This is a genomic window from Agrobacterium tumefaciens, assembly GCF_017726655.1.
Taxonomy (GTDB): Bacteria; Pseudomonadota; Alphaproteobacteria; order Rhizobiales; family Rhizobiaceae; genus Agrobacterium; species Agrobacterium tumefaciens_B.
In genome coordinates, this window is record NZ_CP072309.1 from 1,787,497 (window position 1) to 1,800,776 (window position 13,280).

The following is a 13,280-nucleotide window of genomic DNA, read 5'->3' on the forward strand; positions in this document are numbered from 1 at the left end:
CCGCATCGAGCCCGGCAGATCTGCCGGGCTCTCGGCGTCTGCAGTTATTTTGCGATGAGGCTGTTGGTGAAGAAGGCGTCTGCCGGCATATCGGTCTTGATGTCCTGATATTCCTTCATCAGATCGAGTGTCTGCTGCCAGTCTGCCGCAGCCATTTCGCCGAGCGGCGCAGATGGGGCAGATGGCGACGGCAGAAGTTTGAGCGAGACTTCCAGCTGCTCCTTCAGAAGCTTGGGATCGCCGGTCGGCTTTTCCTTCACGGCTGCAGCAACTGCTGCGTCAGGATCCGCCTTGGCTGCCTCTATGGATTTCAGCGACGCCGCCACGAAGCGCTTGACCAGATCCTGATTGCTGTCGATCAACTTTGTGTTGGTAACAATCGTCAGGCCCTGCGTGTTCACGCCCAGCTCCGCAAAAGAAAATACCTTCTGCTCCAGACCCTTTGAATTGAGCACCACGACCTGGTTTTCAAGCCCGCCGAGAATGCCCGCGGCGCGATCCTGCATGATGGCGATGATCTTGCCGGGTCCATCCACATTCAGAATATTGACCTTCGACGCATCAACGCCGTTCTTTTTCCAGATAGCGGGCAGGAGGGCGAGTGAAGCTTCGCCGGCGCTCGCCGCGACCGTCTTGCCCTCCACATCCTTGATGGATTTTACGCCGGAATCGGCGCGAAACGTCATGGCGTAGGGTGAGGTGTTAAGCAGACCTAGCACGGATTTGACCGGCGCGCCTTTCGAAGCGCCGGCAATGACGCTGCCGCCATCGGCGATGCCGAACATATCGCCACCAGTTGCGACCGACTGGACCGTGCGCGCCGAGCCCTGGCCTTCGCCGATCTGAAGATCGATACCCGCCTCCTTGTAGAAACCCTTTTCTGCACCGTAATAAAAGATGGTGTGGACACCGCTCAAAAGGAAATTGAGACGGAGTGTCACCTTGTCTTCAGCCGCAGCTGGCTGAATTCCCGCCAGACCCACGGCGAGCGCGATCGCACCGCCCGCAAGCGTATTTTTTATAATATTGAACATTCTATCCTCCCGTTTTTAATTTAAGTCCGAATTCAGGTCGCGCTTTTCCCGACGGTGAAGTCGTCACGGCGCTGCGAAACGTGCCAGGGGATCGCGAAGCGTTCGATAATTTCCACGATGCCGTAGAGAAGAAGGCCGAGAAGGCTGAGCACGATGATGACGGCGAAGGTCATGCTGGTATTCATGTTGCCGTTATAGTTCAGCAGCAGGTATCCAAGCCCGTTGTCGGAGGCAACGAATTCCGCCACCACTGCCGCCGTCGCAGAAAGTGCTGCAGCCACCTTGAAGCCGGCAAAAAGCGAGGGCAGGGCGCCAGGCAGTTCCACCTTCCAGAAAATCTTCAGTCGTCCGGCGCGATAGCTCTTGGCGAGATCGTAGACGTCAGGTTCGATGGACTTAAACGCTACGATGGAATTGACCACGATCGGAAAAAAGGAAAGCAGGAAGACCAGCAGTATCTTCGAAGGCAGGCCGAAGCCGACCCAGATAATGAAGAGCGGTGCGATGGCGATCTTGGGGATGATCTGCAGGATCACCAGCAGCGGATAAAAGATTGCCTCGAATGCACGTGAATATACGACCAGCAGGGCAAGCAACGTTCCCATGACGACGGCCACGAGGAAGCCGAGCACCATGGGCTGTAACGTGTAGAACGATGCGGTAAAAACGATAGGCACGTTGTTATAAAGGTCCGCAAAGACCTTGCTTGGCGCTGGCAGGATATATTCCGGAACATTGAGGAGACGCACCGCGATCTCCCAGACAATGCCTGCGCCCACGAGGCTGCCCACGGTGTGGGCCTGTCCTTTGACGGCACCGATGACTTTCGAAAACATGCTTCCTCCCGAATTGCCCGCTCGTTACCGGACAATTTTGTATTATTGGAACAATGTTCCATATGGACTGATGTTTCGTCAAGTGCTATTTCGGAAGCAGCAGAAGAATGAAATGCAGCGCGAGGAACGCATGTTACAGAAGGAAAAAGACAGGACAGGTTATGAACCCGGCGTCTTGTTAAGGGGTGTTAGCAAATATTTCGGGCATGCGGACGCGCCTGTTGTCGCCTTGGAAAAACTCGACCTGACGATTGGTGACGGGGAGTTTGTCGCGATTGTTGGTCCGTCGGGGTGCGGCAAGTCAACGATGATGCGACTGATCTCCCGGCTTTCTCACGCCAGCACGGGAGAGATTTCCGTTTTCGGCGACGTTTCCAAGGAACCGCCGCCCGGTATGAGCATCGTTTTTCAGAATCACGTACTTCTCGCCTGGCGAACGATCATCGACAATGTGCTGTTCCCAGCCGAAATGACCGGGCGGAACCGCGAGGAATTGCGGCCGCATGCGCTTGCGCTTCTCGAATCCGTCGGTTTGAAGGATTTCGCGGACAGGTATCCGCATGAACTTTCCGGCGGCATGAAGCAGCGCGCATCGATCGCCCGCGCTCTGCTTCTGCAACCGCGTCTGTTGTTGATGGATGAGCCTTTCGGTGCGCTAGACGCGCTGACACGCGAACAGATGCGTATCGATTTGGAAGCGCTCTGGCTGAAGAATCGAATGACGGTCGTCTTCATCACCCACTCCATCGATGAAGCGGTTCTTCTTGCGGATCGCGTCATTGTCATGACCCCGAGACCTGGGAGAATCGAGAGGATATTGGATATCGACATGCCTCGGCCGCGTGGGCTGGCGGCGCGGCGGGAGCCGGAATTCATCGAGAAATCCGAGGAGATTACCGAGATTTTCCTTTCGCGCGGCATTTTGCAACGCCATGCCTGAAACGAATGGACCTTTCACGTATCCAAAGAGGAAGACGCGAAAGGCCCTGCGTCTTCCTGATGAAGCGTTGTCTTTTGATTGAAAATCGCGACGCATATGGGACCGGAGAATGAAATGGACAGGACGACCAATGTACCAAACGGTGGCGTCGAGCGGACGATCGCCATGCTGGAGCTTCTTGCCTTGGCCGAGGAGCCGCTCAAACTATCCGATGTGGCTCATCAACTCGATATTCCGAAAAGCGCATGTCATCGCATCCTCACCTCCCTGATCGAGAATGGCTGGGCTTGGCAGAGTCCCGAGAGCGATTGCTACGCGCTAACCATGCGCATGGCGCTGGTGGGCCAGAAACAACTGGCGCGACTGCAAGTCTCGGATTTGCGCCAACCGATCCTGAATGCGCTCGCCGAACGCACCCGCGAACTTGTTCGTTTGACGGCTGTGCAGAATAATACGCTTGTCTGGGTCGGCTCCGCTCGCGGTCGCCGCTCAGGCCTGGTGTTTGAACCCGATATGAGCGCCGGTATTGTGCCCTATGCAACGGCAAACGGTAAAATATGGCTGGCGAGCCTGGAGCGGGAGAGGGCGCTGAGGATCGCCCTTGAAGCCGGGCTCGGCCAACCCGGCCAGCAGGCTGCAAACGCCATCAATACCATCGAAGCGCTAAACCGGGAACTCGATGCCGTTGCAGGTCTCGGTTACGGCCGCGCAGTTGGCGAAGCCGAGGAGGGAGTGGGGGCAATTGCTGTCGCCATTCGCCAGGGGAAAGAGGTCGTGGGAACCATGAGCGTGGCGGCGCCGCTAACTCGTCTTACGGATGAGCGTGTGGCGGAGATATTGCCGCTTCTGGCAAGGGCTGCGAGTGACATGGAAATCGCCTGGTAGCTAATCCGGCTATTTTGGGGCCCAAGCTCAAGATAGCCGAAAAGCAAATTCGGGCGGCAGAGCCGCCCGATTTCATTATGGTGTCAAGCGACGTCGGCGTCGAACTGGATGCTGTGAAGCCGCTTGTAAAGACCATCATTCGCTAACAATTCACGCCGGCTGCCCTGTTCGACCACTTCACCATTATCCATTACGACAATCTTGTCGGCCCGGTTGATGGTGGAAAGGCGGTGGGCGATGACGATGGATGTCTTGTTGAGCGTCAGACGCTCGAGCGCATCGCGCACGAGGGATTCGGATTCGGAATCCAGTGCACTCGTCGCTTCGTCGAGGATCAGAATATCCGCGTCTCGAAGCATTGCGCGAGCAATGGCCACGCGCTGGCGCTGACCGCCCGACAGACCGGAGCCGTTCTCACCGAGCTTGGTGTCGTAGCCGTCCTGCATCTTCATGATGAAATCATGCGCATTTGCGGCCTTGGCTGCAGCGATGATCTCCTCCTCCGTTGCATTGTCGCGACCGACGGAGATGTTGTGCTTGATCGTTCCGGAGAACAGGAAGGTCTCCTGGCCGACATAAGAAACATGCTCGCGCAGGCTGGCGAAGGAAACATCGCGCAGATCCGTGCCGTTGATTTCAACAGAGCCGTTCTGCGGGTCGTAAAGACGCATCATGAGGTTGATGATAGTCGACTTGCCACTGCCAGAGGGGCCGACCAGCGCAGTCATCTTGCCGCCTTCGAAAAGGACGCTGACGTCCCTGAGAACGGGCTGGCCAGAAACATATTCGAAGTTGACGTTCTTGAGTTCGACATCGCCGCTTGCCTTCGGGAGCGCTACTGCGTCTTTCTTTTCCATCAGTGTCAGCGGCGCATCCAGAACCTCGAACATCATACGCACGCCGATCATCCCGCCTTCGATCTGTACGCGCATTCGCGCAAGCCGCTTAGCCGGTTCGTAGGCTAGGAGAAGAGCGGTAATGAATGCCATCAGATCGCCGGGGGAGCCGCCTTTTTCGAGCACGGTGTATCCAGAGACAGCAATTACCACTGCGATGGCAAGGCCAGAAAGGGTCTCCATGATCGGGCTCGTAGCTGCCTCGAGCTTGGCAATCCCATTGGCACGGTGCTCAACATCCGACACCGCCTTGTTCATGCGCTGGCGCATTAGCTTCTCGAGTGAGAAGGCTTTTATGACGCGAACGCCGATACTGGTTTCCTGGACCACGTTGACGATTTCACCAAGCGAAGCAAGTTCGGCTTCCATGATCTTTCGGACGCGCCGCAGCACGAGACGGACGCTGAATATCGCGATAGGTCCGATAATCATGGAAATTGCGCTCAGAAGGAAGTTCTGGGCAAACATCACGATGATGAGCCCGAGGAGCGAAAATAGGTCGCGGACGAACGACGTAACGATCGTGTCGATAACGCTGCGCGCAGCTTGAGCATTATACGTCACGCGGACTAGGAGTTCGGAGGAGGGCAGGTTTTGGAAGAAGGACACGCCCTGCTTCAGGAGCCGGTCATAGATTTTGCGCTGCTGCTCGGCGACGATGCTGTTTCCCGCTTTGCTGAGGTAGTAGCTCTGAACAAAGGTAGCAAGACCCTTCACTACGAAGATAGCCGCAACTGCAAACGCAATCTCGAGGACGACATCGAAACCTTGCTTCAGGTAGACGCTGTTGACAATATCACGCATTATCCACGCGCTAAGAGATGTCATGCCAGCGACAACGACCATCGCCGCGATCGCCGCAGAATACCAGCCGACGTGTTTTTTGAAGTTCTCTTTAAATAGCCGCGTTAACAGCTTTTTGTCGTCTGGCGACAAAAATGATCCTATCACTTCGATGTCCTTGCGATTCTGATTGAAATGACTGGGAGCTCTAATGTTTCATCATTTTCGTACCGAGACTGGTATCAAAAAGGGTTCTGATATTTCTATCAGCCCAATCATTTCCAGGCCTCGAAGCCTCTGATTACCCGCAATCGCAACCGTGAAGATACCTTCATATGGGATGCTCATGTGTCGATGGGCGATCGGCGCGATGATTTGTTCAGATTGCGTGCCATGCAATAGTCGGCGGCCATCCTTAAGTCAATACTGCCCGATCAGAGGGAATTTTACCAAAAGCCTCACCCCTTTCGACCGATGACAAGTAGTCATGTGAGCTGAACGCTTGGCTGCTGCTTTGGGCGTGTCCAAAATAGTGATGCAACTTAGTTCACCTGGAGTGAACCCCTCGGGCTGGACCAGCGACGCACTTCAAACTAAGCCGCCTGCTGGGCAAGTTGGGTTTCAAATTCTGCTGGCGATCGATAGCCAAGGGCTGAGTGCAGCCGCTTGGCATTGTAAACATCTTCAATGAACCTGGGCAATCTCTCGGCGACGTCTGCGAAGGTCTCGTAACCGGCGGGATAGATATCCTCTACTTTAAGCGTCTTCATGAAGCTCTCGGCCTGAGCATTGTGATAGGGGTTTCCGACCGCACTCATGGAGGCCCGTAGACCAGCGGCATTGAGTGCGCGGCGATAGCTCTCGCTTGCGTATTGGGCAGATTCAACCGGTCGCCGCAACACCTTCGATCATATCCGATTTGAGCAGTCCGTCGAGCGCTTCTGCCGGCGTGCGATAACCCAGCGTTTTGCGCGGTCTGCTATTCAGGGCATGCGCCACAGCGGTTAGTTCATCGGCTCCATGCTGGCTCAGATCTGTACCCTTGGGGAAGTACTGCCGTAGCAAACCGTTTGTGTTTTCGTTGCTACCGCGCTGCCATGGGCTTTGAGGGTCGCAGAAGTAAATATCGAGACCAGTATCGATCTTAAGCTGTGCGTGTTGAGCCATTTCGGCACCTTGGTCCCAAGTCAGGGATTGGCGTAAGTGCGCTGGCAGTTCCATGATCGTTTCGGCGATCGCATCACGGACTGCTTCGGCACCATGCCCAGCAAGCGCAGGACCGTTTTTGACGGATTTATCGATCCCGTGGCCCTGCATGCGTGGTAGGTGCAAAAGCATTGTGAACCGTGTTGTACGTTCGACCAGCGTGCCGATCGCGGAGCTGCCGAGCCCCAGAATAAGATCACCTTCCCAATGACCAGGCACTGCTCGTTCGTCGATTTCCGCAGGGCGATCGCTGATCATGATTCCATTACCGACAAAGGACTTGCCTCGATTGCGAGCACGTTCGCGGGGCAAACGCAGTGCTCGTCCGGACCGCAAACAAGCCGACAGCTCTCGTTTTAAAGCGCCTCGGCTTTGAATGTAGAGTGCCTGATAGATGGCTTCGTGGCTTATGCGCATAGTCGCGTCCTCGGGGAAGTCCAATCTCAGACGCTGTGCAATCTGTTCCGGGCTCCAGGCTTTGGACCAGCGTCGGCTTTGCCGATGAACGGCCCGTCGTCCTTTCCATACCACGGCAGGCCCACCAAAGGCGATGCCGCCGGGCGTGGCAATCAGGCCCGAGAGCCGGTCCTGCACATAATCGCGAAGGGCGCCATTGGTTGCCAGTTTCGCCTCCTTCGGTCGTCGGGCCGCTCGATCGGCATGCCATTGTGCAGTGATGGCGCGATAGTCGAAGTCGCCGCCGCGTGTCGCTGAATTGCGCCTGATCTCGCGTGAAATTGTGCTCGGTGATCGTCCCAATTTACGTGCGATAGCACGGATCCCAGTACCTCGGGCGCATTCCAAAGCAATTTCCTCTCGCTCTCGGAACGTCAGGCTGCGATTCCTCAGTGGTGTCGCCGAGGGTGAAAGATGTGTGGGAGGCATACCGCCAGAACTCCGAAACCATCGGTTCCCAACAGGGGCAGAGACGCCGGCTTCCACAGCGGCATCCTCGCTGGACAAGCCAGCCGCTATATTTCGCCAGAACCGACACAAATTCTCACGCTGCCATACAGGCGGCCGGCCTGGCGAGGATAATTTCTGCCGCGTTGATCGCTCCGATTTCCGTCTTCCCGTAGCCATTCACACCTCCTAGTTTGGGGGTGTTGCGGCGACCGGTTGAATCTGCCTTGGCATCCGCGATCGGTGTGATGAATGCAGCCAGGAGGAGGTTTTCTGTTATCAATGGCCGAATGCAACGCTGCCAATGCCAGCGGTGTATCCAGTCGTCTCGACAGCGCGTAACCCACAACCTTGCGACTGCAGGCGTCGAGAATGACAGCAAGGTAGCAGAAGCCAACGGTGATGCGGATATACGTGAAGTCGGCCACCCAGACCATATCGGGCCGCGCCGGGATCACATTACGATATAGGTTCGGGTAGATCGGTGAATCGTGGTTGCTGTCGGTCGTGCGAACATACCGCTTGCGGGGCTTAATCCCGAGGCCATTGGCTCGCATGATCCGAGCGACACGCTTGTGGTTGACCAGATGGCCTCGTCGCTGAAGCTCGTGTGTTATGCGTCGATATCCGTAACAAGGCAGTTCGTCCTGGATGTCCTCGATGATTGCAACGAGTTCGCTGTCGCCGAGATTTAAAGCTTTTGCCGTTGATCGGTAATAGTAAGTGCTTCTTGGAAGATCGATCATTTTGCACCCCCGTCTGACAGAGCAGGCCGGGGACCGGTGATGATGGAGGAGCTCCCGCTGTCGCCGGCGGTCGGCTGACGCGGAGTTTTTTTAACCAGGTCCAGTTCCATGGTGAGTTGGCCGACCTTGCGTTCCAGCGCCGCAATGTGGGCCTCGTACTCGGCGATAACGCTCGCCTCAGCCTCCTCATCGTTCAGTTCGCCGCGATCGAACTGCGTTAGCCACAACTGGATGAGGTTGGCCGAAACGCCGTATGTCCGCTGTGCATCACGGCGTCCGATGACGCCGTTGCGGATATCCTGGCAAAGCTGCAACTTGAACGGCGTGGAATGCCGACGATATGGACCTCGGGACTTCATGAGCCTTCTCCGATTTAGGCCCGCAGAGTGTATCAGTTTTTCCGTGTGCCGTGGTCCAGCCCGAGGGGTTCACTCCAACCTTGGCTCTATTTCATCCGGAGATGATGTCTACTAAAGCATAATTTCGTTGCGGTTTTCATATCATTTCAGGCGGTTGGCCCACTTTGCCGCAGGCGTTTCTTCAACACTCTCCGGCGGTTTCGCCGCAACCAAGCGGGTCCGTTTCCAGTCCATGCTGTCGACGTGCGCTACGAGCGGGCATGGTTGAGTTGGATTAGTTGTGGCCCATAACCGGCTAGCAAACTGCGAGTTCTGCAAGCGCTTGGCGTAAAGGCAGACTCCGGATAAATCCCAACGGGCTTATTGATCCGGTCTGCTTGTTTGGCCCGGTAGACATAACGCGAACCGCTCGAAGGATGAATTTCAGTATCGCGCACCGCCAATAGGAGGCTGCCAGTCGCTCCCGACTGGATAGTCAAAGACGATTTCGGCGGCAGGTACGGCGCTCTGCGGTTCACCAGCTAATGGTGCTTGCCCGGACTCATCAGAGCCCAATAATTCTATACGGCAGCGGTAGAGTTGAGAGGCGAAATTTCAATCTGCCGCCCCACGGCAGATATTTTCACACTGGCCTGACAGGCCTGCTCAACCTTTGTGGCGTTGAGTCACACTGGCGTCCTTAAGCGCGTAATGAGCCATGCCCACCCTCGAGAGGAAGTACCGCAAACTAATCGCCGCGTTATCGTTTGGGGCTAACAGCTTTAGCACTACCTCCACGATGCAGCTGGCGAGGTGAAGCTATCCGAGCTATGTAGGCCCGCAATTTCGCCTGCCCGCCGAACGTTCTGTTCGGCTGCATAATGCGGTCGCGCAATGATTCATCGTGATCAGAGTGCCAAGGCACTAATTCACACCTATCTAAGGTTTGGTCTCAGAGCATCTACGTGAGTGGCTTGTTCATTTCCTTGCTTCGTAAAGCCCGAGATGCAATACGACTTTATTGAGTATTCCGATGCGCTGAAATTGGGTCACGTTCGCTGAGTTGGGGAAGATATGAAAAAAAATGTGCAGCTTGAGAGCCTAGGATTGCATTACGAATTTGACGGAGATTTAGGTATATTGAAGCGACCTGGATATTCTGGAATTCCGTATTCGGACGGCGACGATGCCGAGAATCGACTGGACGAGATTGTGTCGCGGGCAGCGGATTTAAGCGTTTTGTCTGACGAGCTGAAAGAGCACTGCACCGACTGGGCCAGCACCTACCATCTCTCACCTACACGAGCAAATATCCTTCGGCCATTTTCCGAATCGCTCCAGGGTTCCGAAGTACTGGAGATAGGGGCGGGATGCGGTGCAATCACCCGCTTTCTGGGAGAAAGCGGCGCTAAAGTGGTGGCATTGGAGGGGTCAATTCGCCGCGCGAGGATCGCTCGATCCAGAACCCGCGACATTGAAAATGTATCTGTTTTAGCTGAGCGATTCTCCGACTTCCAAACAGAAAAGCGGTTCGACATAGTAACCCTTATCGGGGTGCTGGAGTACGCATCCCTATATTCGGACGCGGAAGATCCCGTCAAAGAAATGCTCAACACGGTCCGTCGTTTACTAAAGCCCGGCGGCAGATTAATTATCGCAATCGAGAACCAACTTGGCCTTAAGTATTTTGCAGGAGCAAAAGAGGATCATTTGGGTCACCGGATGCTCGGGCTTGAAGGGAGGTACATAGCTGGCGGTGTGCGGACATTCGGGCGACGAGATCTAGAGCGCAGGGTAATCGAGAGCGGCTTTGTAAATACAAAGCTTTTGTTGCCATTCCCGGACTATAAGTTTCCGACATCGATAATTTCAGCCGAGGCATTCGAAACACCTGGATTCAATGTTGCTGCACTAGTAGCGCAAGGCGCACCACGTGATCCGCAGCTCCCGCACACGCCCCTTTTCGCACCCGAGCTTGTTTGGCCGCAGATCGTGAGTAACGGTCTAGCGTGCGATTTCTCGAATTCCTTTTTGCTAATCGCGAAGACAAGCGTTGATAATGAGCATGAACGGAAGTCGCTAGCATATCACTACTCGACTGGGCGGAAGAAGGCGTTCTGTAAGGAAACGGTTTTTGTTATTGAACAAGACAGCAATATTTCAGTTGTATCCAGTAGATTAGGTTCAAAATCTCTCATGGAAGAGGTTGATATCTCGTTCAGCCCAGAGGAAAGAACAAACTACATCAGCGGCAGCCTTTTATCAGAGGCCTTTGTCAAAATCGTAACAAAGGACGGTTGGGATTTTCGCGAGCTAGTTGAGTTTTTCAAACTGTACGGTGCCGTGCTACGTGCCGTATCCACTGGCGAAAGCGAGGACAGGCAAAGCTGCTCTCCAAATCGCTCGTTTGTCCTACGCGGAGAATTTATTGATGCCGTTCCCCAAAACCTAATAAGAGACCAGCAACTCGAGTATCATTTTTTTGATAAAGAATGGATCCGTTCGCGGCCGGTTTCGTTCGAATATATGGTGTTCAGATCTCTGATTACTCTCTCGGGTCACGTCACGCTAATTGGCAGACCGATAGATGAGGAACTCGTTACGTGGAATATCATTTTTGAAAAGTTGTTTCACGAACTTGGCTTGACATCGTTCCGATCGTGTAAGGGTGATCTCATTGCACAAGAAGCAGAATTGCATCAACTAACATCAGGAAAGTCGAACGAAGGCCCTCTATATAACTTTCTGCTTTCCGAGCTGCCGATACGTGTGGATGTTTATGCAGAGCTCGAGAAAAACGCGGAATCCACTCGGCTACTTAATGAAACCATCCGTCTTGGGAACACTCGAGCGCAGTATCTCGAGTCTGAACTAGCGCGCGAAAATTCCCGATCTATATTTCTTCAGGCTGAAATATTGCGGTTGAATGGTTTCCTTTTAAGCGCGCAACGGTTGGCAGGTCGAGTTCGAAAGTTTCCGTTCTCACTATTTTTCTCGTCCAAGCAAAAGTATCGCCGCATTATTGAAGAAGTTTGCTCAGCGCGACCTGGTGAGATCTTGAAGTCGGACGATGAGTAGCTATTGGCTGAGTACCATGTCTAGGCATCATTCTGCGCACTGGCAGTTTGGCAACATTTGCGCGGCTTGGCTTTAACCTATCGCTTTGATATTTTGTTGCGCACTTGCAGGGGTAATTTCCGGCGAATTAACAGGCTTCAAAAGCAGGATATCCTCGTCCATAGAACCGAGGAAATTCTCACTTAGAAGCCTGTTATTTGCCCGAAGGATAATCGAACGACACCCGCCTAGGTTGCTCAGATGACCTGAGACCCGACTTCCCTCCAGTTTTCGGGAGAGTCTTGAGTTTTTTGAACCGCCCCCAAACATTGGACCAGCGAAGGCTGGAGTTTTCCGGCTTCAGTCAGGGAGGCGGGCTGGTTACGCTTCCCGGATTCATCAGTGCGATCGGGACCTTGTTTCCAATCGCGCCATGTGGCCGAACCTCATTGTAGATCCTATGCAAGCTCGCCGCGGAGCTTGATAATCTGCCTCCGCTTTTCCATGGAGGATGATCATGAGCGCAGAACGTGTCAACGATTGTTATGTCGCCCTTGAACTCAGCCAACGCACATGGCTGATCGGCTTTCTTCTGCCCGGCACGGTTAAGGTTCAGATAATGACGGTTGCCGGTGGTGACGCCGAAGCTCTTCTGTCGGCGCTCGGAAGGATTGAAAGCCTGGCAGGAACTCGGTTGCCTCCAGAATGCACCATGGTGTCGATGCGGGTCTGCTACGAGGCCGGTTATGACGGCTTCTGGCTTGCCCGTTATCTTATCGATCGCGGCATCGATACCACAATCCTGGACCCATCCAGCTTTCTGGTTTCGCGACGAGGCCGACGTGTGAAGACAGATCGCATCGATGTCGAAGCGATGGTGTTTACGCTGAAGGCATATTTGCTCGGAGACAGGTCAGTTTGTCGACCAGTTCGGCTGCCCTCAGTCGCGGAAGAAGACGCGAAGCGTCTTTCTCGGGAACGCACACAATTGAAGAAGGAGCGCACGCGGCACGTCAATCGTATCCGCGCCTTGCTCGTACTTCACGGTATCCGCTCTGTTCCTGGTCTTTGGGGAGGACGTTGGAAGGAGGCACTTTCGAATATCCGGACCGGTGATGGCAGGGAATTAGGGCGGTTCATCTTCCTTGAGCTTTGCCGCCAGTTTGAACGGCTCGATCTCGTGCACTCGCAGCTCAAGAGCTTAGAGAAGGAGCGCATTCAGGCTTGCGAGACCGAAGGAGCCATCAACGACAGCGGGAAGATCAGGGTGCTGAAGCAGCTTGACGGCATCGGTGAAGTGGGTGCCACACAGTTGGTCGCCGAAGTGTACCATCGAACATTCAAGAACCGAAAGCATCTGGCCTCTTACTTAGGACTGTCACCCAGCCCCTATTCCAGTGGTGAGGTCCATCGGGATCAAGGCATCAGCAAAGCCGGAAACAAACAGGCTCGAGTGATGCTCGTCGAACTGGCCTGGTGCTGGCTTAAATACCAGCCACAGAGCGAACTGACGCGTTGGTATCGCGCCCGCTTCTCGGGGCATGGAAGTCGGTCCGGGAAGGTCGGAATAGTCGCCTTGGCCCGTAAACTCGCAGTAACCGGTGTTTCGGTCCCACATTGTCCTTCGCGGCCTGATCTGTGATCGACATTCCATGG

General features: G+C 54.7%; 11 protein-coding genes. 4 read left to right on the plus strand and 7 right to left on the minus strand.

Features of this window, described 5'->3' with window-relative positions:
- Positions 1–44 precede the first annotated feature (44 nt).
- Both AT6N2_RS22445 and AT6N2_RS22450 read right to left on the minus strand, forming a co-directional pair.
- Positions 45–1,034, minus strand: coding sequence for an ABC transporter substrate-binding protein (locus AT6N2_RS22445; protein ID WP_209091514.1), 990 nt, complete (start codon positions 1,032–1,034; stop codon positions 45–47).
- Positions 1,035–1,066: 32 nt separating this feature from the next.
- Positions 1,067–1,870, minus strand: coding sequence for an ABC transporter permease (locus AT6N2_RS22450; protein WP_209091515.1), 804 nt, complete (start codon positions 1,868–1,870; stop codon positions 1,067–1,069).
- A gap of 112 nt (positions 1,871–1,982) precedes the next feature.
- Here AT6N2_RS22450 and AT6N2_RS22455 point away from each other — a divergent pair, with 112 nt between their 5' ends.
- Together AT6N2_RS22455 and AT6N2_RS22460 are read left to right on the plus strand one after the other, a co-directional pair.
- Positions 1,983–2,810 carry an ABC transporter ATP-binding protein gene (locus tag AT6N2_RS22455; protein ID WP_233282571.1) on the plus strand — a complete coding sequence of 276 codons (828 nt, stop codon included), beginning with the start codon at positions 1,983–1,985 and terminating at the stop codon, positions 2,808–2,810.
- 114 nt (positions 2,811–2,924) lie between these two features.
- Positions 2,925–3,695 (plus strand): IclR family transcriptional regulator, encoded by a 771-nt coding sequence (locus tag AT6N2_RS22460; RefSeq protein ID WP_209091516.1) that lies wholly within the window; start codon positions 2,925–2,927, stop codon positions 3,693–3,695.
- Positions 3,696–3,778: 83 nt separating this feature from the next.
- Here AT6N2_RS22460 and AT6N2_RS22465 read toward each other — a convergent pair whose 3' ends face one another.
- The 5 genes from AT6N2_RS22465 to AT6N2_RS22485 all read right to left on the minus strand — a co-directional run bounded on the left by AT6N2_RS22465 (position 3,779) and on the right by AT6N2_RS22485 (position 8,588).
- Entirely contained in the window at positions 3,779–5,542 is a 1,764-nt protein-coding gene (locus tag AT6N2_RS22465) for an ABC transporter ATP-binding protein (protein ID WP_209091517.1), read from the minus strand.
- 425 nt (positions 5,543–5,967) lie between these two features.
- Entirely contained in the window at positions 5,968–6,276 is a 309-nt protein-coding gene (locus AT6N2_RS22470; protein WP_273545426.1) for an integrase core domain-containing protein, read from the minus strand.
- A complete protein-coding gene (locus AT6N2_RS22475; RefSeq protein ID WP_209091519.1) occupies positions 6,257–7,663 on the minus strand; it encodes an IS30 family transposase in 1,407 nt (468 codons plus the stop codon). Before AT6N2_RS22475 ends, AT6N2_RS22470 begins: the two co-directional genes overlap by 20 nt.
- A complete protein-coding gene (locus tag AT6N2_RS22480; RefSeq protein ID WP_233282572.1) occupies positions 7,552–8,229 on the minus strand; it encodes an IS3 family transposase in 678 nt (225 codons plus the stop codon). Before AT6N2_RS22480 ends, AT6N2_RS22475 begins: the two co-directional genes overlap by 112 nt.
- Positions 8,226–8,588 (minus strand): transposase, encoded by a 363-nt coding sequence (locus AT6N2_RS22485; protein WP_209090412.1) that lies wholly within the window; start codon positions 8,586–8,588, stop codon positions 8,226–8,228. The genes AT6N2_RS22480 and AT6N2_RS22485 overlap by 4 nt, the downstream gene beginning before the upstream one ends.
- A 1,053-nt stretch (positions 8,589–9,641) precedes the next feature.
- Between AT6N2_RS22485 and AT6N2_RS22490 the strand changes: the two genes are divergently transcribed.
- Positions 9,642–11,645, plus strand: a complete 2,004-nt coding sequence (locus tag AT6N2_RS22490; protein WP_209091520.1) for a class I SAM-dependent methyltransferase — start codon at positions 9,642–9,644, stop codon at positions 11,643–11,645.
- A 496-nt stretch (positions 11,646–12,141) separates the two neighbouring features.
- On the plus strand, positions 12,142–13,266 hold the full coding sequence (locus tag AT6N2_RS22495; protein WP_209091521.1) for an IS110 family transposase: 1,125 nt from the start codon (positions 12,142–12,144) through the stop codon (positions 13,264–13,266).
- The last annotated feature ends 14 nt before the right edge of the window (positions 13,267–13,280 follow it).

What these genes read in the sequence shown, in the direction of transcription:
- AT6N2_RS22445 (WP_209091514.1), bottom strand. Translation starts at nt 1,034, where the DNA reads ATGTTCAATATTATAAAAAATACGCTTGCGGGCGGTGCGATCGCGCTC.
- AT6N2_RS22450 (WP_209091515.1), bottom strand. Translation starts at nt 1,870, where the DNA reads ATGTTTTCGAAAGTCATCGGTGCCGTCAAAGGACAGGCCCACACCGTG.
- AT6N2_RS22455 (WP_233282571.1), top strand. Translation starts at nt 1,983, where the DNA reads ATGCAGCGCGAGGAACGCATGTTACAGAAGGAAAAAGACAGGACAGGT.
- AT6N2_RS22460 (WP_209091516.1), top strand. Translation starts at nt 2,925, where the DNA reads ATGGACAGGACGACCAATGTACCAAACGGTGGCGTCGAGCGGACGATC.
- AT6N2_RS22475 (WP_209091519.1), bottom strand. Translation starts at nt 7,663, where the DNA reads ATGGCTACGGGAAGACGGAAATCGGAGCGATCAACGCGGCAGAAATTA.
- AT6N2_RS22480 (WP_233282572.1), bottom strand. Translation starts at nt 8,229, where the DNA reads ATGATCGATCTTCCAAGAAGCACTTACTATTACCGATCAACGGCAAAA.
- AT6N2_RS22485 (WP_209090412.1), bottom strand. Translation starts at nt 8,588, where the DNA reads ATGAAGTCCCGAGGTCCATATCGTCGGCATTCCACGCCGTTCAAGTTG.
- AT6N2_RS22490 (WP_209091520.1), top strand. Translation starts at nt 9,642, where the DNA reads ATGAAAAAAAATGTGCAGCTTGAGAGCCTAGGATTGCATTACGAATTT.
- AT6N2_RS22495 (WP_209091521.1), top strand. Translation starts at nt 12,142, where the DNA reads ATGAGCGCAGAACGTGTCAACGATTGTTATGTCGCCCTTGAACTCAGC.